The following is an 18992-nucleotide window of genomic DNA, read 5'->3' as shown; positions in this document are numbered from 1 at the left end:
ATAAAGCAAAGGCGCCCCGGTCCGCAGACGGACCGGGGCGCCTTCTTCGTGGCGCTGCCTGAACTACTTGGCCGTGCCTGAGCGGGCGATATCCCAGGCGTTCGTCGATGCAGCCATCAGCAGCGCGGCACCGAGCATGTGGGCCGCCACCAGCAACGCGGGAATGCCGTTGTAGTACTGCGTGAACCCGATGACAGCCTGCAGGACTGTCACTCCGAGGAGGGCCAGCACGGCGGTCCGGAACGGGCCAGTGATCCGCCGCCGCACCACCAGGACGAGGGCCACCACCGTGCCGGCAGTCACCAGGTAGGCGGGTACGGCGTGGATGTGCGACACAAGGTCCCAGTCGAGGTTGTTGCGGGGCGCATCCGCGTCGCCGGCGTGCGGCCCGGCTCCGGTCACCACCACGCCGAGCATGACGGCCGCGGCAGAGAAGAGGGCGACGGCGGCCGTCACCGGGCGCAGGACCGCGGGCAGCACGGCCGGCCGGGCCGCCAGGAAACGGCCGGTCCGGCCGAAAGCGCGGTTCACCAGCAGGGTGGAGAACACCACCAGGGCCATGGACACCAGGAAGTGCAGGCCCACCACCCACGGGTTGAGGTTGGTCAGCACGGTGATGCCGCCGATCACGGCCTGCGCCGGGATGCTTGCCAGCAGGCCAAGGGCCAGCAGGAAGAGGTCCTTGCGTTCCTTCCGCAGGTTCCACAGGTAAACCAGCAACAGCACGGCAACCGCGGCCAGGACAAACGTCAGTAGCCTGTTCCCGAATTCGATGAAACCGTGGATGCCCATTTCCGGGGTGTTCACCAGCGAATCGGAAGTGCAGCGCGGCCACGTGGGGCAGCCAAGTCCGGACGCCGTCAGCCGGACGGCACCGCCGGTGACCACCAGGAGTGTCTGGCCGATCAGCGACGCGACAGCGAGGCGGCGGACGCGGACGTCCACGGTGCGGGGCAGCCGGGACGCCAGGCGGCTGGCGAGCTGGGGGAGGCGGGAAGCCGTGGTCACGATTTTCTCAATTCCACTTGAACCAACGGATGGCTGCGGCCCCGGCGATGACGGTCCAGAGCAGCAGGATGAGGGCGGCGCCGCCATTGACGGCCCCGCCCAGGAAAGCGGCGCGCATGGATTCGCCGAGCGCGCCGGAGGGCAGGAAGTGGATGACGGCCTGGGCTGCGGCAGGCAGCCGTTCGGCGGGGATGACGATGCCGCCCATGGCGCCCAGAAGGATCCACAGCAGGTTGGTGATGGCCAGGGTCGCTTCCGGCCGCACCGTTCCGGCCACCAGCAGCCCTAATGACGTGAAGGCTGCGGCGCCAAGCGCCAGCAACCCCAGGCCGGGAAGCCAGCCGGCCGCCGTCGGCTGCCAGCCCAGGGCCAGCGCCACCACGCCCACCACGACCACCTGCAGGCAGAGGACGGCGAGGACGGAAAGGACCTTGCCGGCGATCAGGCCGCCGCGGCCGAGCGGCGTGGTGGAAAGGAACCGCAGGACGCCGTACCGGCGGTCGAACCCGGTGGCGATGCCCTGGCCGGTGAAGGCGGTGGACATCGCACAGAGGGCAAGGATGCCGGGGACCGCCACGTTCACGCGGCTGGAGCCCATGCCGTCCAAGAACGGGGTCACCGTCAGGCCAACAAGGGCAAGGAGCGGAAGCACCACTGCAAGGATCAGCTGCTCACCGTTCCGGAGCATCGTCAGCGCCTCGTATTTGCCCTGCAGCAGCACACGGCGAAGCAGGGGAGCGGGCTGCTGGTGCTCCTGCAGTGCTGCGGCGCTCATCGGATGTCCTTTCCCGAAATATCCAAAAAGACGTCTTCAAGGCTACGCGCCTGAAGGCTCATCGAGGCCGGCATGATGCCTTTCGCTTCCCACCACTGCGCCAGGGCGGCCAGATGGCGCGGTGTCAGGGTGCCGGTCACCGTGTAGCTCCCGGCGCGTGCTTCGGAGACGTCGACGCCGGCGGGCAGCACGGCGGCCACGTCCAGGCCGGCCGGCGCCTCGAAGACCAGGGTCCGGACGTGTTCGGTGCCCGGGTCCGCCTCCGGGCTGCGCTGCAGCAGTTCCTGGACCGTTCCCTCTGCCACGTTGCGGCCGCCGTCGATGATGTAGACGTAATCGGCAAGGCGCTGGGCATCGTCCATCAGGTGGGTCGTGAGGATGATGCCCATGCCGCCGTCGCGGAGTTCGGCAATCAGGTCGAACACCAGCTGGCGGGACTGGGGATCCAGCCCGGCGCTTGGCTCGTCGAGGAACAGTACTTCGGGGCGGCCAACCAGGGCGGCGGCCAGGGCAAGGCGCTGCTTTTGGCCGCCGGAAAGCCTGCGGACGCCGGTCCGGCTGAAGGTATCGATGCCCAGCCTGTCCACCAGGTCTTCCAGGGGCCAGGGGTTGGCGTAGAGGCCGGCGATGTGCCGCAGCAGCGGCAGGGGCCTTGCCGACGGCGGGAGCCCGCCATCCTGGAGCATGACGCCGACGCGGGCGCGAAGGGCGGCCCCGGCCGCCGCCGGGTCCTGGCCGAGCAGCGAGATGCTGCCGCCGCTGCGTTTCTGCAGGCCTTGGGCGCATTCGAGGGTGGTTGTCTTGCCGGCACCGTTGGCGCCCAGCAACGCGGTCACTTCCCCCCGCTCGGCGATGAGTGAAACGCCGCTCACCACCCGGAGCATCTTTCCGTCCAGGTTGGACAGGGGGCCTACGTCCTTGATGAGCCCGTTAATGGACAGGACAGGGGACTTGGGGGATCGCACCACAGTATTCTACGGGATGTAGTATTCAGTGCAGTCCTTGCTGCGGCTCCCGCCTCCGGCGCCGGGCGGCACTCCCGGGTGCCACGGGAAGCGTGCGGTCACATTCCGGCAGGAGCCAAGGTCAGCCTGCCCTTACTGGAGTCGTGGACTAAATTACGACATGATTGTGTTGTGTATTCCATGACCAATGCTGCAGCTGTGCCCTTGGCTGGGCCGGCTCCCGTGGCTGATGCCGACGAGCGTACCCGTGACCGGGTGCTCGCTGCCGTCCTGGAGCACGGACCCGTCAGCGCGGCCGAACTCGGAGACATGCTGGGATTCACCCCGGCGGCTGTCCGCCGGCACCTGGACCACCTCTCCCGCGCGGGCGTCATCGAAGTCAAACGGGTGGCCAAGCCCGGTGCGGGTGCAGGCCGTCCCGCCAGACGCTACGTCCTGAGTTCACAGGGCCAATCGAGCCTGGGCAATGACTACCTGGACATTGCCGCCCTGGCCCTCCAGCAGCTGCAGAAGGTCGCCGGCCCGGACGCGGTGCGCGCCTTCGCGGAAGAACGCTTCGCGGACATGGAGCGGCGCTACGCACCCGAAATCGAGGAAGCAGGCCCCGACATCCGGGACCGCGCCACGGCACTTTCGGCCGCACTGAGCCGGGACAATTTCGTGGCTTCCGCCGCAGCCATCGAAGCGAAGGCGCCGCTGCCCGCCGCGCTGTCCAGCGTGCAGCTCTGCCAGGGGCACTGCCCCATCCAGCAGCTCGCCGCCCGCTTCCCCGTCTTCTGCGACGTCGAAACCGAAGTGTTCTCAAGACTGGTGGGAGTGGACGTCCGCCGCCTCTCCACCCTGGCCCGCGGCGGCCACGTCTGCACCACCCACATTCCTACAGGCAGGCTGCCTGCCAAACCGGCCCCCGTGCCGGCCGCAGCCCCCGCCGGCCTGGACGAAGTAATCAACCATCAGCAAGAAAGGCCGTGATGACGGACCAACTATCAGAGAAAGCAGTAGCCGAAAACACTGTGATCTCGGAGATTCTGGAAAAGAATCCCGAGCTCCACGGCATCGGCAACTACGAGTACGGCTGGGCTGACAAGAACGATGTCGGCGCCAATGCGCGCCGTGGGCTCAACGAAGAGGTTGTCCGGGACATTTCGGCGAAGAAGAGCGAGCCGGAGTGGATGCTTGACCTGCGCCTTAAGGGCCTGAAGTACTTCGACCGCAAGCCCATGCCCACTTGGGGCGCGGACCTGTCCGGCATCGACTTCGACAACATCAAGTACTTCGTTCGGTCCACCGAGAAGCAGGCTGCCACCTGGGATGACCTGCCCGAGGACATCAAGAACACGTACGACAAGCTGGGCATCCCCGAGGCCGAAAAGCAGCGCCTTGTTTCCGGTGTCGCCGCCCAGTACGAGTCCGAGGTCGTCTACCACCAGCTGCGTGAGGACCTCGAACGGCAGGGTGTTATCTTCCTGGACACCGATACTGCCCTGAAAGAGCACCCGGAGATCTTCCAGGAGTACTTCGGCACGGTTATCCCGGTGGGCGACAACAAGTTCGCCTCGCTGAACACCGCCGTCTGGTCCGGCGGCTCCTTCGTGTACGTGCCCAAGGGCGTCCACGTCGAGATCCCGCTGCAGGCCTACTTCCGCATCAACACGGAAAACATGGGCCAGTTCGAGCGAACGCTGATCATTGCCGACGAGGACTCCTACGTCCACTACATCGAAGGCTGCACCGCCCCGATCTACACCTCGGACTCGCTGCACTCCGCCGTGGTGGAAATCATCGTCAAGAAGGGCGCCCGCGTCCGCTACACCACCATCCAGAACTGGTCGAACAACGTCTACAACCTGGTGACCAAGCGCGCCATCTGCGAAGCCGGCGCCACCATGGAATGGATCGATGGCAACATCGGCTCCAAGGTCACCATGAAGTACCCGGCCGTCTACCTGGTGGGCGAGCACGCCAAGGGCGAAACCCTGTCCATCGCGTTTGCGGGCGAAGGCCAGCACCAGGACACCGGTTCGAAGATGGTCCACATCGCGCCGAACACCAAGAGCTCCATCATCTCCAAGTCCGTTGCCCGTGGCGGCGGCCGCGCCGCCTACCGCGGCCTGGTACAGGTCCGGGAAGGCGCCAAGCACTCGGCCAACACCGTGCGCTGCGACGCGCTCCTGGTGGACACCATCTCCCGGTCTGACACCTACCCGTACATCGACATCCGCGAGGACGATGTCCAGTTGGGACACGAGGCAACTGTCTCCCGCGTCAGCGAGGAGCAGCTGTTCTACCTCATGTCCCGCGGCATGCCCGAGGACGAGGCCATGGCCATGATCGTGCGCGGCTTCATTGAGCCGATCGCCCGTGAACTGCCCATGGAATACGCCCTTGAGCTGAACCGCCTCATCGAACTCCAGATGGAAGGATCCGTCGGTTAATGACTGCCGAAGCTACTACTGAAAAGGCGCGCATCGGCGCACCGTCGATCGCCGGTTTCACCGAGGAGGGCGAACACCTCGTTGCCTCCAAGGTGGACCGCCACCACAGCCATGGTGTACAGGTCATGGCCTCCCGCGCCGAGCGCCTCACCAGCCACAAGGTGGCCGATTTCGCGCTGCCCAACGGCCGCGAAGAGGAATGGCGCTTCACCCCGGTGCGCGAACTGGCGAACCTGCTTTCCGACACGGCCGCGGAAGCCGGCGCCCTGGGCGTCTCCGTCGAAGCGCCCGAGGCTGTCCGCCAGGGAACCTTGCGCGCCGGTGAGGCCCCCCGCGGTGCCACCCTGGTCCCGGCCGACCGGGCCGCCGTCGTCGGCTCCGCCAACTCGGAAGAGGCCCAGCTCATCTCGATCCCGGCCAACACCGAGCTGGACGCCCCCGTCCGGCTCGTCCTGACCGGCAACGGGGCGGGACTGCGCACGAACTCCCACCATGTGATCGAAGCCGGGGTGAACAGCCGTGCGGTGGTGATCATCGAACATGACGGCTCGGCCGACCACAACGGCAACGTGGAGATCCTGGTCCGCGAAGGCGCCCACCTCACTGTCGTTTCACTGCAGCTGTGGGGCGACGACGCCAAGCACCTGGCCCAGCACGACGCCGAGGTCGCCAAGGATGCGGTCTACAAGCACATCGCCGTCTCCCTCGGCGGGAAGATCGTGCGAATGAACTCCAACGTCCGCTTCGCCGGTGAAGGCGCCGAGGCCGAACTCCTGGGCCTCTACTTCGCCGACGCCGGCCAGCACCTCGAGCACCGCTCCTTCGTGGACCACAACGTGGCCAACTGCAAGTCCAACGTCCTGTACAAGGGCGCGTTGCAGGGCAAGGGCGCACACACGGTCTGGGTTGGCGACGTCCTCATCCAGAAACAGGCCGAAGGCACCGACTCCTACGAGAAGAACCAGAACCTGGTCCTGACCGAGGGCTGCCGCGCGGACTCCGTTCCGAACCTCGAGATCGAAACCGGCCTGATCGAAGGCGCCGGCCACGCAAGTGCCACCGGCCGCTTCGACGACGAGCACCTGTTCTACCTGATGGCGCGCGGCATCCCCGAGGATGTTGCCCGCCGGCTGGTGGTGCGCGGCTTCCTGAACGAGATCATCCAGCAGATCAAGGTTCCGGCCCTCGAAGAGCGCCTGACCGAGGCTGTGGAACGCGAACTCACCGCAATCGACTACTAGGACGGACGGGCACGAACGCATGAACGGGACTCCCAAGGGCGAGCTGGTGTGCAGCGCCAATGACATCAAGGTCAAGCAGGCGCTGCGCATCCTGGTGGACGGCTATCCTGTGGCCGTCGTCCGGGACTCGATGGGCGACATCCACGCCATCGGCGACACCTGCTCGCACGCGGACATCTCACTGTCCGAGGGCGACGTGGAAGGCTGCGCCATCGAGTGCTGGGGGCACGGCTCCCAGTTCGACCTGCGCAGCGGCCAGCCCCTCCAGCTCCCTGCCTACGATCCCGTGCCCGTCTTCGCCGTCGAACTTGATGGCGACGACGTCTACGTGGACGTCACCAACGTTTTGAACGGCGCGGCAGTAAACAACTACTGAGCGCCCGCAGCACTGGACTTACGAACGAAGAAGAAAGAAGAGCATGTCAACTCTTGAGATCAAGGACCTGCACGTCAGCATTGACACGGAGCAGGGCACCAAGGAGATCCTGAAGGGCGTCAGCCTGACCATCAGGACCGGCGAAACGCACGCCATCATGGGCCCCAACGGCTCCGGCAAGTCCACCCTGGCATCCACCATCGCCGGCCACCCCCGCTACACCGTGACCAGCGGCACCATCACCCTGGACGGCGAAGACGTCCTGGCCATGAGCGTCGACGAGCGCGCCCGCGCCGGCGTCTTCCTGGCCATGCAGTACCCGGTGGAGGTTCCCGGTGTCACGATGACCAACTTCCTCCGCACCGCCAAGACCGCCATTGACGGCCAGGCGCCGGCCCTGCGCACCTGGACCAAGGACGTCAAGGCCGCGATGGAGAAGCTGCGCATCGACGCCGACTTCGCCCAGCGCAACGTCAACGAAGGCTTCTCCGGCGGCGAGAAGAAGCGCGTGGAGATCCTGCAGCTGGAGCTCTTCAAGCCCAAGTTCGCAGTCCTCGACGAGACTGACTCCGGCCTGGACGTCGATGCTCTCAAGATCGTCTCGGAGGGCGTCAACCGCGCCCACGCCGAAGGCAACATGGGCACCCTGCTGATCACCCACTACACGCGCATCCTGCGCTACATCAAGCCTGACTTCGTCCACGTGTTCGTGGACGGCCAGGTCGTCGAGGAAGGCGGCCCCGAACTGGCCGACCGCCTCGAGGAAGAGGGCTACGACCGTTACGCCACGGGCGCCGGTGCAGCCACCATCGCGGCTGCTGCCGCAGCACAGGCCTAGTAAGGACTTGTCATGACCGAAATCAAGCCGGGCCGAACGGCCCTGGAGGACGTCGAAGAGGCGCTCAAGGACGTCATCGACCCTGAGCTTGGCGTCAACGTGGTGGACCTGGGTCTGCTGTACGGCCTCAAGTACTCCGACGACGACGGCGCCCTGCTGATCGACATGACGCTGACCACTGCTGCCTGCCCGCTCACCGATGTACTCGATGAGCAGGTGGGACAGGCCCTGGACGGCGTTGTGGACGACTGGCGCCTGAACTGGGTATGGATGCCGCCTTGGGGTCCCGAGCGGATCACCGACGACGGCAAGGACCAGATGCGGGCCCTTGGCTTCAACATCTAAATAAGTACCACGACGGCGGGCCACTTTCCCTTGGGAAGGTGGCCCGCCGTCGTCCCTGCCGGCCCCAACCTCGCTTCGCTCGGCCAGGGAACCCTCCCCGCTACCTCCCCAACCTCGCGAGCTCGATTGGGGCCCCTCAGTAGCGTGGGCCCAGGCGTGGGCCCAGGCGTGGGCCCAGTTAAAGGGTGGCGGCGCTGAACGTGTCGCACTGCTTGATGTCCCCGGACTGGTATCCGCGGGCAAACCAGCGCTGGCGTTCCTCGCTGGACCCGTGCGTCCAGCCCTCGGGGGAGACCCGCCCGGTGGCGGCCTTCTGGATCCGGTCATCACCCACGGACGCGGCCGCCGAGAGGGCATCGTTGACATCCTGCTGGGTGAGCGGTTCCAGGTAAGGCTGGCCGGTGGCCGGGTCCGGTGTGCTGGAGGCGTACTTGGCCCACAGGCCTGCGTAGCAGTCAGCCTGCAGCTCGGTACGGACGGAACCGGACTCCGGTCCTTGCGGATCCTGCTGGGCACGCCCCAGGTCACCCAACAGGTTCTGGATGTGGTGGCCAAACTCGTGGGCCACCACGTATTCCTGCGCCAGCGGACCGCCGGAGGAGCCAAACCGGTCCACGAGTTCCTGGAAGAATCCGGGATCGAAGTACGCGGTGGTGTCGGTGGGGCAGTAGAACGGACCCACCTCCGAGGTCGCGGCGCCGCAGGCGGTATTGGTGCCGCCACTGAAGATCACCGCTTCGGGCCGGGGATACTGCACGTTGTACTTCTTCAGGTAGCCGGGCCAAAAGGCGTTGAGGCTGTTGACGGTTCCGGTGATCCGGCAGTCGAGGCGGGCGTCCGCGTCCGCGCCGGTTTTACAGGCAGGCACGGTGCCCTGGGATTGTTCGGCGGTCCCGCCGTCGGTCAACCCGCCGAGGAGGTTGGGGTTGATGCCCAGCAGCAGCGCAATGAGCAGCACTAATCCGCCGCCAATCCCGCCCCCAACCTTGACCCCGGTGCCCATGCCCCGCCGGTCCTGGACCTGGGACGGATCCAGCTGCGCGTTGTCGTTGAAACTCATAACGTCACAATACCCGCGGCCCGGAGGCTCAATCCGTGCCTGCCGGTAAAGTTGGTCCGTGCCTTTCCTGAACAAGATCCAGCACTGGGCGGAGCAGCGGCCGCACCACACCGCCGTCGTGGTCGCCGGGCGCCGGCTGGACTGGGCGGAGCTGCGGGACGCTGCCGCAGCGCTGGTGGCGGAGACAAAGTCGGTGACCACCCTCTGCGAGGCCAATTCCGTGAATTTCGCGGTGAGGTTCGCGGCGGCGGTCGCGGGCAACCGGCAGTGCGCGGTCCTCGATCCTTCCTGGCCCGCTGCCCTGCAGGATGACATTGTCCGCCGGGTTGAGGCGTGCGCGGTTCCGGCCCAGGTGGAGCCGGACGACGCCCTGGCCGACGGGCCGCCGGACACCGGATTCCTCATTGGCCTGACCTCGGGAACTACTTCAGTCCCCAAGGCTTTTACCCGGTCCAGGCAGTCCTGGCAGCAGTCCTTTGACGCGTCCATCGAGTTCTTCGGCTTGCGCCAGGATGATGTGACCCTCGCTCCCGGCCCGCTGGCGGCCAGCCTGAACCTGTATGCCCTGGCCGAATGCCTTTATGCCGGCTCCGAGTTCCAGACGTTGGAGTCGTTCGACGTCGGCGACGTCCACGCGGCCATTACGCACGACCGGGTTACCCGGCTGGTGCTGGTGCCCACCATGCTGCGGATGCTCAGTGAACGCGGCATGACCGGATGCGTTGACGCATCGGGGATCCGGACCATCATCTGTGCCGGTTCCAAACTCGATGCCAGGACCCTTGAAGCCGCCCGGCGCTGGGCGCCCAACGCCACGATTTACGAGTACTACGGCGCGTCCGAGCTCAGTTTCGTCTCCGGACTCGGACTGGCAGCCGGGCAGGCCGGAACTCCGGGCGGGACCGGCATTGGCCGGCCTTTTCCAGGCGTCGAGGTCAGCATCAGGGATGATGCCGGCACCGTTGTGGCGGAAGGCAGTTACGGCAATATCTGCGTGCGCAGCGGCATGGTCAGCAACGGCTACTTGTGGGGAGACGACGGCGAGGCCCTGCGCTCGTTCGGGAGCTGGTTCACGGTGGGGGACCAGGGCTATCTGGCGGACGGGGAGCTGCACATCCTGGGCCGGCGTGCGGACATGATCCTCACCGCCGGGCGGAACGTCTACCCGCACGAGGTTGAACTGGCGTTGGCCGCTGTTCCAGGGGTGGCCGCAGCGGTGGCTGCCGGCATGCCGGACGACCTGCGCGGCCAGCGCGTGGTGGCCGGGGTGGTCCCGTCCCAGGGCGGAATCACCGCCACCCAGCTGCGGACCGGGTTGGAGGAGATCCTGGCCAGGGACAAACGGCCGCTGCAGTACTACCTCCTGCCCGAACTCCCCACCACGGACCGGGGCAAGGTCAGCCGAAACCTGCTGCTGGAATGGATCAACGCCAGGGACCCGCGGGTGCGCAGCCTTGGTGGCTGAGGATCTCCCGGCGGAACGGCAACCGGTCATCATCGCCGCCCTCCGGACACCGGTCTGCCGGATCAACGGGCCTTTGCGGGCCCTGCGCGCCCATGAACTCCTGGCACCGGTCTTGCGGGAGCTGGTCGTCCAGGCCGCCCTGGAGCCCTCCTCCGTTGACGACGTGGTGATCGGCAACGCCGTGGGGGGCGGCGGAAACGTGGCCCGACTTGCCCTGCTGGAAGCCGGGCTGCCGGTCACCGTTCCGGGGCTCACCGTGGACCGGCAGTGCGGTTCGGGCCTGGACGCCATTGTCCTCGCCGCTCGGCTGGTGGCCGGCGGCGGCAACCAGGTGTACCTTGCCGGCGGAGTGGAAAGCACCAGCACGGCGCCGTTGCGTGCGCACCGGAACGACGACGGCGGTCCGGAGTTCTACCATCGCGCCCAGTTTGTGCCGCACAGCTTCGGCGATCCGGACATGGGCGTGGCCGCCGAGACGGTGGCGCAGGAATACGGTGTCGGCCGCGACCGGCAGGATGCCTTTGCGCTGGCCAGCCACCGGAAAGCCCTTGCAGCAGGGCGCGACGGGACCTTTGAGGGCGAAATCGTGGCACTGTCCACCCCGGGAGGCGCCGTCGCCACCGATGACGGACCGCGGGCGGGCCTCACCCCGGCAATCATGGCGCGGTTCCCTGCCACCTTCGTCGCCGGGGGCACCGTCACCGCCGGGAACTCCTGCTTCGACGCGGACGCAGCGTCCGCCGTCGTGATGACCTCGCTGCAGCGTGCACGCGAACTGGGCGCCCGTGACGCGCTGCTGGTGCGCGGTACCCACACCGCCGGGGTTGCTCCGGGGGTTCTGGGGATCGGTGCCGCGAGCGCGGCCCGGCATGTGCTGGCCGGGGCCGGTGTCGCGGCCGGGGACCTGGACCTCGTGGAATTCAACGAAGCGTTCGCCTCGCAAACGCTCGCATGCCTCGATGAGCTGGGGATCGACCCGGCGGGGGTGAACCTGGATGGCGGTGCTTTGGCCCTGGGGCACGCCTACGGGGCCTCGGGGGCGGTCCTGGTGACCCGGCTGTTCGCGCAGGCACGGAAGACGGACGTCGACGGCACCCTGGCGATGGCGATGATCAGCATGGCGGGCGGCATGGGAACGGCCGCGCTCCTGGAGTACCGGCGCCTGGGCTGCTGAGCCGGGTTTTAGCGTGCCCCGTCAGTCCTCGGCCTCGCCCAGGCCGCGGGCGGCGAGCGCTTCCCCCGTTTGCCGTGCGTAGGCCACGGAGGTGATGAACACCGGCAGGACCAGGGCCCGCGGATTGCGTTCCAGGCCCCTGGCCCGCGCGGAGTCCCGCACGTCAGCGAATGTTCCCGCGATGTACGGGATGCTGCGGAGCATGATGCCGATGGTCAGGGCGAAACGCTCAGGGTCGGCGCCGAACCTTTCGAAGGGCCGTGCCAGCCGGACGACGCCGTCGAGCAGCCGCTGCACAGGAGTGGTGGCGGTGAGCAGGGACGCAGCAACGACGCACACCAGGATGTTCAGGACAATCCGTGCGCCGGTGGGTGCACCCAGCTGCCACCCTTGGAAGAGCCCCACTACCAGGAGCACGGGGACCAGTGGCCGGACAGCACCCCATAGCCTCTTCCCCCCGGCGCCTGCCAACAGGAAGAGTCCACACAGAACTGCCAGGACCGCAGCAGAGGCGGCCCAGTCCACGATGACGAAGGATGCCAGGCCGCAGCCAACCACGAGCAAGAACTTCAGCGCCAGCGGTGACCGGTGGAGGTACGAGGTCCCCGGCACATAATTGGCCAGGAGGAATCCGTGGCCCCTCATGGCGTGTCCGTCGCGGTGTTGATCCTGTCCAGCCCGTCCAGGCACCAGGAGCGGTAAGCCGCCACAGCGTCGGCCGGGGCGCCATCGAAGGCCACACGCCCCTGTTCGATGACCAGCACCCGGTCCATTTCCAGGGCCAGGTCCAGGTCGTGGGTGGACATGATGATCTGCTGGTCCAGGCCCGCAAGGGTCCTCCGGAGCAGCTCGCGGTTGCGCAGGTCCAGCAGCGTTGACGGTTCGTCCAGGACCAGGACCTTGGGGTCGACGGCGAGGACGGCGGCGAGGGCCATCAGCTGCCGTTCGCCGCCGGAGAGTTCGTAGATGCTTTGGTCTGCCAGCGGCAGGAGGCCGAGCCGCGCCAGGGCAGCCTCGGCCCGGCTGCGCCGCTCGGCTCCGTTCTTCACCGAGCGGCGCAGCGACAGCTCCACGTCTTCCCGCCCGGTGGGCATGACCAGTTGGGAGAGCGGGTCGGTGAAGACAAAACCGACGTTCCGCCTGACTTTGCGCACGGCACGTGCTGTGTCGTCGCCGTCGACCGCCACCGTGCCCGTGGTGGGCTGGACCAGCCCGTTGACCAGCCGCAGCAGCGTGGACTTGCCGGAGCCGTTGGCGCCAATGACGCCCACGCGTGGTTCGTCCAGCCGGAGGTTAACGTCATCAAGGAGGACCTTGGGTTGCGGGGATTCCTCTTGTTCGACCGAAACGGTTACCTGGTCGAAAGTCACGGTGGGCATGGCTTGCAGTCCTACGCCGTTGCAGGGGTGGCGGCCTGCCGCCGCACCCGGCGGACCAGGACATCGGGGAAGGCGCGGTGCAGCGCGACGGCGATGGCCGCCGCAAGGATGTTCTTGATGACGTCGCCGGGGTAGAAGACAAGGTCGCCCAGGAAGGCCTGTTCCAGGGTTGCCTTGGAGTTCAGGGCGATGCCCAGGATGCCCAGGGTGTGGACCACCACAACGCTGGTGGCCGTGGCGGCGAGGAAGAACCAGAGGGCGCGGGCCTTGCTGGTGCGTTTGATGATGATGGCGGCCAGCCAGCCCACCACGCCGGCGGCGATGGGAAAAGCGATGATGTAGCCGGCTGAGGGACCGGCAAGGATGCCCAGGCCGCTGCGGCCCTGGCTGAAGATGGGCAGGCCGGCGAGCCCCAGGAGGGTGTAGAGCCCGACGGCGGCAAGTCCGCGGGCCGGCCCCAGGACCAGGCCCGTAAGCATCACGGCCAGCGTCTGGAAGGTAATGGGGACGCCGAAACCGTTCAGGGCAAGCCCCGGCACGAGTGCTGCGCCGGCGACGAGGGCGGCGAAGACGGCAATCAGCCCCAGGTCGGTGCCGTTCCAGCGGCGGCGCCCTGTCGGTTGGCTGTTCGGTGTGGTGGTGCGGGTGTTGCTCATGGCGGTCCTGTCGGGGTTGTACAAGCGGAATCTAATGTACCGCCGACGTTACCGGGGTGGAACGGTGCCCATTTTGTAGGGGGTCTACTAAGCCGGATGCGGGCTGCGTTGGGCTGGGCACAATTGTCCCCTCAAGAAGCCTTCTCCGGTCCACTTGGGCCTTCAGGGTTTTGCGGTGGCTATTTTCGACCGTACCCGGACGAGGGGTGCGTTGGGATCCTGCGGTTGGGGTATGGCCTCCAGCGCGAACTGGTCAATGACGCCGGGCCGGAAGATGAGGCACTCGGTTGAGCCGCCGAACTGGAAGTACCCCAGTTCATCGCCTTTATCCACGTGGTGCCCCGGCACGATGTCCTTGCCGATGACGCAGGAGGACACTTCGATCATGCCCACGGGGACGAAGGCCATCAGGCCGATGGCTGGGTCGTCGGCCTCGATCAGGATGATGGCCCGTGCCGCCACGTGGGCAAGGTAGGACTGCGAGAATCTCGAGTCGACAGCATCTGCGCCTTCCGACTCCGCTTCAGAGAAGTAGGTGCCGTCCTTCAAATAAGACCGTACGATCGTCCCGGCAACCGGCGCATGCCAACGGTGGTAGTTCAGGGCGCTAAGGAACGCCTGGTAGACCGTTCCGCCGACGAACTGATCTACCGCTTCGTCCCGGGCAAGCAGGTCATCGAGAGAGTAAGGCTGGTTCTTCACCCAGAACCGCCCTTGGCGTTGAACGTCGGAGCTGATCTTGTACGGGGTGGATTCGCAGGCGCTGACGATGACCTTGCTGTCGTCCGGGGCCGCAACGGGTCTCGACGTTGAGGTGAGGCGGCGGGAAAAGAAGTCGTTCCACGACGTGAAGCCCCAGTGGTCTGCGAGGGGATCATGTTCGTAGTCCTGTATGCCAACGGCGCGCTGGGCCTTCTCTGACATCCACCCGGAGGGTGAGTCGTTCAGCACGTACAGCGAGTCCGGACTGGTGAGGAACACACACCAAGCATCAAGGACCTTCCGGAACATGGCGACGATCCTGGGGTCGCGGTGCGCGGCAAAGCCGGCCTCGGTTCCCATGGTCCAATCCAGGATTGCCGTCAGTGGGGTGGTGACCATGCCGCCCTCGCTGAACTCGGGGGCCATTGTCAGGACCTCGTTGATGAGCCTCAGCATCTGGTCGACGCTTGTGAGGTGCCGTTTGCGGTACGGCTTGGATTTCGGAACCTGTTCAATCATTTCGGTCATATAGAGGCGGACCACCGGATCGCTGGCGATCAGTTCCTGGAATTCGACGATCACCGGGTGGAGGGGCACGTCTTCCCCGCGCGCTTCTACTCGTTCCCGGTGGCCGGCAATCCAGTCCTCGAGTTCGTCCTGTCCGGGCAGCCAGCCCCCAGGACGCCGAATACCTTCAGATGCAGTTTCAGGGGTCATATCGCAGAGCCTACTCCCGTAGGTTGTGAAAATTGCGAGCCCCGTCCCTTCGAGCAGGTGTCCGTAAGCTGATCGCTTACCGGACGCCATGGCTCCCCGAGAATTGAGGTCGGGCTGCGAGTCCAGGGGTCAGCTAAGCTGGGCGAGTAAGCGACCCTCGACGCGTTCCATGACCCCAAGGAACGTAGTCTCGTCGCCGTAGGCGCGGGTAAGGATGAGTCCGCCCTGGATCACGGCAACGGCATCGAGCGCGTTCTCACGAGCGTCCCCGGGAGTGAGCCCGCCGCTCTGAAGGAGCGCGGCCAATGCGTCCACCCAGTCCGCAAAGTATGTCTTGACCTCGCCGGCGAACGTCGCCTTCTCCTCACCGAGCGTCATGGCGGCGAACAGGCAGACATTCTCGCGGGAGATGAAGTAGTTAGCGACCGCCTTTGTCATCGCGGAGACCGCTTCAGCGGCGTCAGCCGCGGAACGAAGGGGCGCGAAAACCTCATCCTCGAACCAGTCCTTCACCTGGTCAAGTACCGCCCTGGCCATGTCCGTCTTGCCATCAGGGAAGAAATGGTACAAGCTGCCGCGACCGATCCCGGCCTCCTGCTGGATGACAGACAGGGAGCTGCCCTCAAACCCCCGCCGGCGGAAAACACCGGCGAGGGCGCGAACGGCGTCCGGGCGTTCAAGAAGGGTGCGTGGCATTAGAGTCCGAGTTCGCTAAGGCCAGGGTGATCTGCCGGCCGGGGGCCTGCGGTATCCCAGAAGAACTTACGCTCTGACTCGTCAATGGCGAGGTCGTTAATGCTCGCGTGACGGTGCGTCATAAGTCCTTCCTTGTCGAAGTGCCAGTTCTCGTTGCCGTAAGCGCGGAACCACTGGCCCGTGGAGTCATGGTACTCGTAGGCGAAGCGGACTGCGATGACGTCGTCGGTGTAGGCCCACAGCTCTTTGATGAGCCGGTAGTCGAGCTCGCGCTCCCATTTGTCGGAGAGGAACTCGATGATGGCGGCGCGACCCTGAACGAACGTCGAGCGATTGCGCCACCAGCTGTCCTTGCTGTACGCGAGGGAAATGCGCTCGGGGTCCCTGCTGTTCCAGCCATCCTCGGCGGCACGGACCTTCTGCACGGCGGACTCTTCTGTGTAGGGAGGGAAGGGGGGACGAGACATGATGGGCTCCTTCATGACTTTAGTTGTACCGTTTAGTACAAGTTGTACTAGACGGTACAGAATGTGGGCAATCGCCGTCAACTCACAACAGCAGCGCCTCGAGCTTCCGGAAGCCGGCCGAACAGGTCAGGGAGGCCTCGCAGCCCGTTGCGCACCGCCTCGTGCGACAGCGCGAGGTCAGGACCGGTGCCAGCCTCGACGCCGGCGAGGCACCGGAGGATGTTCCATCTCGTGTGCCCCAGCCAACCGCCGATCAGGTAAACAAACCAGCTCGGACCTGGCGCCGGCAGCGCGCCGCCGCCGGCAACATAGCCGTCGAGAACCGAGCGGAAAATGGCGGGCTTGATGTCGTCGAAGCCGGGTCCCTTAGCGAGGCCCAGCGCGGTCGAGCCGAGCTCACCGGACAGATCGAGCATCCCCGAGAGCTCCCAATCGAGCACCACCGGCCGGCCCTCCCGTGCGAGGAGGTTCCATGGTTGGATGTCCCGGTGGGTCAGTACGACGGGGCCCGGCCGTTCGCAGGTGTCGACGAAACGGGCGATCGCGAGGAACGTCCCGGCGCGAGAAGCGAGCTCGTCGGCCCACGGTTGTCCGGTGGCCGACGCCCGTGCTGCGAGCTCGGACCAGTCCCGCGATGCCGGGTCCTCGACCGGCACCCGTGAAAAGGCGACGTCGAGTGCGTGGATGCGCGCCAGGATCCCGCCGACCTCAAACGCGAACGCCGCCGACACCGGCGCTTCGGGCACCTTCTCGCCGTCGACCCACCGGTGGACGAGCGTGGAGTGGCCGGCCGAGATCGGCTCCGGCATGGGAATGCCGGCAGCGAAGGCTGCCAGCTCAAACCTGAACACATCCTCGACCCGATAGGGCTGCCGTCGGTCAGCGAGGTTCAACTCCTTCACCGCGAACGATCCCCGGTCGGTGTCGAGTCGGTACATCCGGTTGGCATAGCCGCCGTGGACGCGGATCATCGGCCCGATCGGGGCGCCGAGATGCGAAAGGTTCACCCACTCATTCTAGGAACTGGCAGTTCCTCCCGGTCCGGCGGCCCGCGAACAACAGCCGGCCGGACACCGGTGGAACCCGCAGCAGGCCACCGGCAAAATCAGACCTTAGCCGGAGCCGCCGGCTTGGTACCCTGTGCCGTATGCCCATCAAACTTGAAAACGTCGGCATCGCCGTCGGCGATCTGGAAGCAACAATCGCGTTCTTCACCGACCTCGGCCTAACCGTCCTGGGCCGGGACACGGTCAGCGGCGACTGGGCAGACACGGCTGTGGGCCTGGACGGCAACCACGCCAAAATAGCCCTCCTCCAAACGCCGGACGGCAACGGCCGCCTCGAACTGTTCGAATACATCCACCCCGATGCAATTCCCACCGAGCCCACCCTGCCCAACGAGATCGGCATGCATCGTGTGGCCTTCTCCGTCGACAGCATTGATGATGCCCTGGCCATTGCGGCCAGGCACGGCTGCCACCCGCTGCGCGGCGTCGCAACGTATGGCGACGTCTACAAACTCTCCTACGTGCGTGGCCCCAGCGGCATCATTGTGATGTTCGCCGAGGCACTCCAGAAGGGCTGAGGACGCGGGGCGGCCTGCAATATACTCCGAACATGCCCATCACGCACCCTGCCCCAAATCCCCACTGCTCCGATAACCCGCTGCGCGGAGGCCGGCTGTGAGCGGCGGCCTCGTCGCCCTGCTCGATGACGTGGCAGCGCTGGCCCGGATCGCGGCGGCCTCTGTGGACGATGTCGCGGCCGGCGCCGCAAAGGCAGGGGCCAAGGCCGCGGGAGTGGTCATCGACGACGCCGCCGTCACCCCGCAGTACGTCTCCGGTGCGGATCCCGCCCGCGAACTGCCAATGATCAAGAAGATTTTCTGGGGCTCCATTCGCAACAAGCTCCTGATCATCCTCCCGGCCCTCCTGCTCGTCAGCGCGTTCGTTCCCGGGATCATCCCGTTCATCCTCATGCTTGGCGGTACCTACCTCTGCTATGAGGGAGCGGAGAAGGTCTGGCACAAGTTCCGCGGCGGCCATCACGACGCCGGGGAAGCTCCGGCCGTGGAGCGCGGGCACGATGCCGAGGCAAAAGTGGTCAAGGGCGCCATCACCACCGACTTCATCCTGTCCTGCGAAATCATGGTCATCTCCATGAATGAGGTGGCAACGGAATCCATTTGGGTCCGGGCGTTCATTCTGGTGCTGGTGGCGTTTGCCATCACAGTGCTGGTTTACGGTGCGGTGGCCCTCATCGTCAAAATGGACGATATCGGGCTGCACCTGATGGCCAAGGACTCGGCACGTTCCAAGCGCATCGGTGAACTGCTCGTCAGGGGAATGCCGGGGGTCCTGGCGGCCATCACCTTCGTCGGCACGATTGCCATGCTGTGGGTCGGCGGACACATCATGCTGCAGGGGGCCCACGATCTCGGCTGGCACGCCCCCTACGACCTTGTCCACGCCCTGGAGCACCCGGTGGCATCCGTTCCCGCCGTCGGTGGCCTCCTCGCGTGGCTCGTGAACACTTTGTGCTCGGCGGTGCTGGGACTTGCCTGGGGCCTGGTGGTCCTGGCCGTCGTGGGCCCGCTGATGAAAGTGCTGCCGTTTGGCAAGGCGAAAGAAGCCAAGGACGGTCATGACACGGCCGGCAGCCGGCTGCCGGAGAATCACCAGGGCTGACGCCTC

The 18992-nt window shown here is 66.2% G+C and carries 21 protein-coding genes; 10 read left to right on the top strand and 11 right to left on the bottom strand.

Features of this window, described 5'->3' with window-relative positions:
- Positions 1–63: 63 nt before the first annotated feature.
- Genes ACX5I6_RS15340 through ACX5I6_RS15330 form a run of 3 tightly spaced genes read right to left on the bottom strand, consistent with a single transcriptional unit; the run spans position 64 to position 2748 of the window.
- Positions 64–1008 carry a COX15/CtaA family protein gene (locus ACX5I6_RS15340; protein WP_461841029.1) on the bottom strand — a complete coding sequence of 315 codons (945 nt, stop codon included), beginning with the start codon at positions 1006–1008 and terminating at the stop codon, positions 64–66.
- A 7-nt stretch (positions 1009–1015) separates the two neighbouring features.
- Positions 1016–1783, bottom strand: a complete 768-nt coding sequence (locus ACX5I6_RS15335) for an ABC transporter permease (protein ID WP_461841028.1) — start codon at positions 1781–1783, stop codon at positions 1016–1018.
- Positions 1780–2748, bottom strand: coding sequence for an ABC transporter ATP-binding protein (locus ACX5I6_RS15330; RefSeq protein ID WP_461841027.1), 969 nt, complete (start codon positions 2746–2748; stop codon positions 1780–1782). Before ACX5I6_RS15330 ends, ACX5I6_RS15335 begins: the two co-directional genes overlap by 4 nt.
- Before the next feature lie 180 nt (positions 2749–2928).
- Between ACX5I6_RS15330 and ACX5I6_RS15325 the strand changes: the two genes are divergently transcribed.
- Genes ACX5I6_RS15325 through ACX5I6_RS15300 form a run of 6 tightly spaced genes read left to right on the top strand, consistent with a single transcriptional unit; the run spans position 2929 to position 7983 of the window.
- Entirely contained in the window at positions 2929–3720 is a 792-nt protein-coding gene (locus ACX5I6_RS15325; protein WP_461841026.1) for a helix-turn-helix transcriptional regulator, read from the top strand.
- Positions 3720–5183, top strand: a complete 1464-nt coding sequence (sufB, locus tag ACX5I6_RS15320; RefSeq protein ID WP_018761274.1) for a Fe-S cluster assembly protein SufB — start codon at positions 3720–3722, stop codon at positions 5181–5183. The genes ACX5I6_RS15325 and sufB overlap by 1 nt, the downstream gene beginning before the upstream one ends.
- Positions 5183–6424: a Fe-S cluster assembly protein SufD gene (gene sufD / locus ACX5I6_RS15315; RefSeq protein ID WP_461841025.1), complete on the top strand. Its 1242-nt coding sequence runs from the start codon at positions 5183–5185 to the stop codon at positions 6422–6424. The genes sufB and sufD overlap by 1 nt, the downstream gene beginning before the upstream one ends.
- Before the next feature lie 19 nt (positions 6425–6443).
- Positions 6444–6800, top strand: coding sequence for a non-heme iron oxygenase ferredoxin subunit (locus ACX5I6_RS15310; protein WP_018761276.1), 357 nt, complete (start codon positions 6444–6446; stop codon positions 6798–6800).
- A 43-nt stretch (positions 6801–6843) separates the two neighbouring features.
- Positions 6844–7638 carry a Fe-S cluster assembly ATPase SufC gene (gene sufC, locus ACX5I6_RS15305; RefSeq protein ID WP_109044623.1) on the top strand — a complete coding sequence of 265 codons (795 nt, stop codon included), beginning with the start codon at positions 6844–6846 and terminating at the stop codon, positions 7636–7638.
- Between the two features lie 12 nt (positions 7639–7650).
- Positions 7651–7983 carry a metal-sulfur cluster assembly factor gene (locus ACX5I6_RS15300; RefSeq protein WP_461841024.1) on the top strand — a complete coding sequence of 111 codons (333 nt, stop codon included), beginning with the start codon at positions 7651–7653 and terminating at the stop codon, positions 7981–7983.
- 178 nt (positions 7984–8161) lie between these two features.
- On the opposite strand, the gene ypfJ is transcribed toward ACX5I6_RS15300, so the two are convergent.
- Entirely contained in the window at positions 8162–9043 is an 882-nt protein-coding gene (gene ypfJ / locus ACX5I6_RS15295; RefSeq protein ID WP_461841023.1) for a KPN_02809 family neutral zinc metallopeptidase, read from the bottom strand.
- 58 nt (positions 9044–9101) lie between these two features.
- On the opposite strand from ypfJ, the gene ACX5I6_RS15290 reads away from it, so the two are divergent.
- Complete coding sequence (locus ACX5I6_RS15290; RefSeq protein WP_461841022.1) at positions 9102–10508, top strand: class I adenylate-forming enzyme family protein; 1407 nt, start codon at positions 9102–9104, stop codon at positions 10506–10508.
- The gene (locus tag ACX5I6_RS15285; RefSeq protein ID WP_461841021.1) at positions 10498–11682 is read left to right on the top strand and encodes a thiolase family protein; all 1185 of its coding nucleotides are present in this window, start codon (positions 10498–10500) and stop codon (positions 11680–11682) included. The genes ACX5I6_RS15290 and ACX5I6_RS15285 overlap by 11 nt, the downstream gene beginning before the upstream one ends.
- A 21-nt stretch (positions 11683–11703) precedes the next feature.
- On the opposite strand, the gene ACX5I6_RS15280 is transcribed toward ACX5I6_RS15285, so the two are convergent.
- The 7 genes from ACX5I6_RS15280 to ACX5I6_RS15250 form a co-directional block, all read right to left on the bottom strand.
- Positions 11704–12327 carry an energy-coupling factor transporter transmembrane component T family protein gene (locus ACX5I6_RS15280; protein WP_461841020.1) on the bottom strand — a complete coding sequence of 208 codons (624 nt, stop codon included), beginning with the start codon at positions 12325–12327 and terminating at the stop codon, positions 11704–11706.
- On the bottom strand, positions 12324–13061 hold the full coding sequence (locus ACX5I6_RS15275; RefSeq protein WP_461841019.1) for an energy-coupling factor ABC transporter ATP-binding protein: 738 nt from the start codon (positions 13059–13061) through the stop codon (positions 12324–12326). The genes ACX5I6_RS15280 and ACX5I6_RS15275 overlap by 4 nt, the downstream gene beginning before the upstream one ends.
- 11 nt (positions 13062–13072) lie before the next feature.
- Entirely contained in the window at positions 13073–13717 is a 645-nt protein-coding gene (locus ACX5I6_RS15270) for a biotin transporter BioY (protein WP_461841018.1), read from the bottom strand.
- Positions 13718–13879: 162 nt separating this feature from the next.
- On the bottom strand, positions 13880–15136 hold the full coding sequence (locus ACX5I6_RS15265; RefSeq protein WP_461841017.1) for a phophatidylserine decarboxylase associated domain-containing protein: 1257 nt from the start codon (positions 15134–15136) through the stop codon (positions 13880–13882).
- A gap of 129 nt (positions 15137–15265) precedes the next feature.
- Positions 15266–15832 (bottom strand): TetR/AcrR family transcriptional regulator, encoded by a 567-nt coding sequence (locus tag ACX5I6_RS15260; RefSeq protein ID WP_461841016.1) that lies wholly within the window; start codon positions 15830–15832, stop codon positions 15266–15268.
- Positions 15832–16299, bottom strand: a complete 468-nt coding sequence (locus ACX5I6_RS15255; RefSeq protein ID WP_461841015.1) for a nuclear transport factor 2 family protein — start codon at positions 16297–16299, stop codon at positions 15832–15834. Before ACX5I6_RS15255 ends, ACX5I6_RS15260 begins: the two co-directional genes overlap by 1 nt.
- 77 nt (positions 16300–16376) lie before the next feature.
- The gene (locus tag ACX5I6_RS15250; RefSeq protein ID WP_461841014.1) at positions 16377–17306 is read right to left on the bottom strand and encodes a phosphotransferase family protein; all 930 of its coding nucleotides are present in this window, start codon (positions 17304–17306) and stop codon (positions 16377–16379) included.
- Positions 17307–17446: 140 nt separating this feature from the next.
- On the opposite strand from ACX5I6_RS15250, the gene ACX5I6_RS15245 reads away from it, so the two are divergent.
- Positions 17447–17884, top strand: a complete 438-nt coding sequence (locus tag ACX5I6_RS15245; protein ID WP_285246050.1) for a VOC family protein — start codon at positions 17447–17449, stop codon at positions 17882–17884.
- A gap of 97 nt (positions 17885–17981) precedes the next feature.
- Entirely contained in the window at positions 17982–18986 is a 1005-nt protein-coding gene (locus tag ACX5I6_RS15240; RefSeq protein WP_285246051.1) for a DUF808 domain-containing protein, read from the top strand.
- Positions 18987–18992 lie beyond the last annotated feature (6 nt).

Source organism: Arthrobacter sp. MMS24-T111 (genome assembly GCF_054888995.1).
The sequence above is the reverse complement of the archived record's forward strand: the minus strand, read 5'-3'. Positions and strand labels throughout refer to the sequence as shown.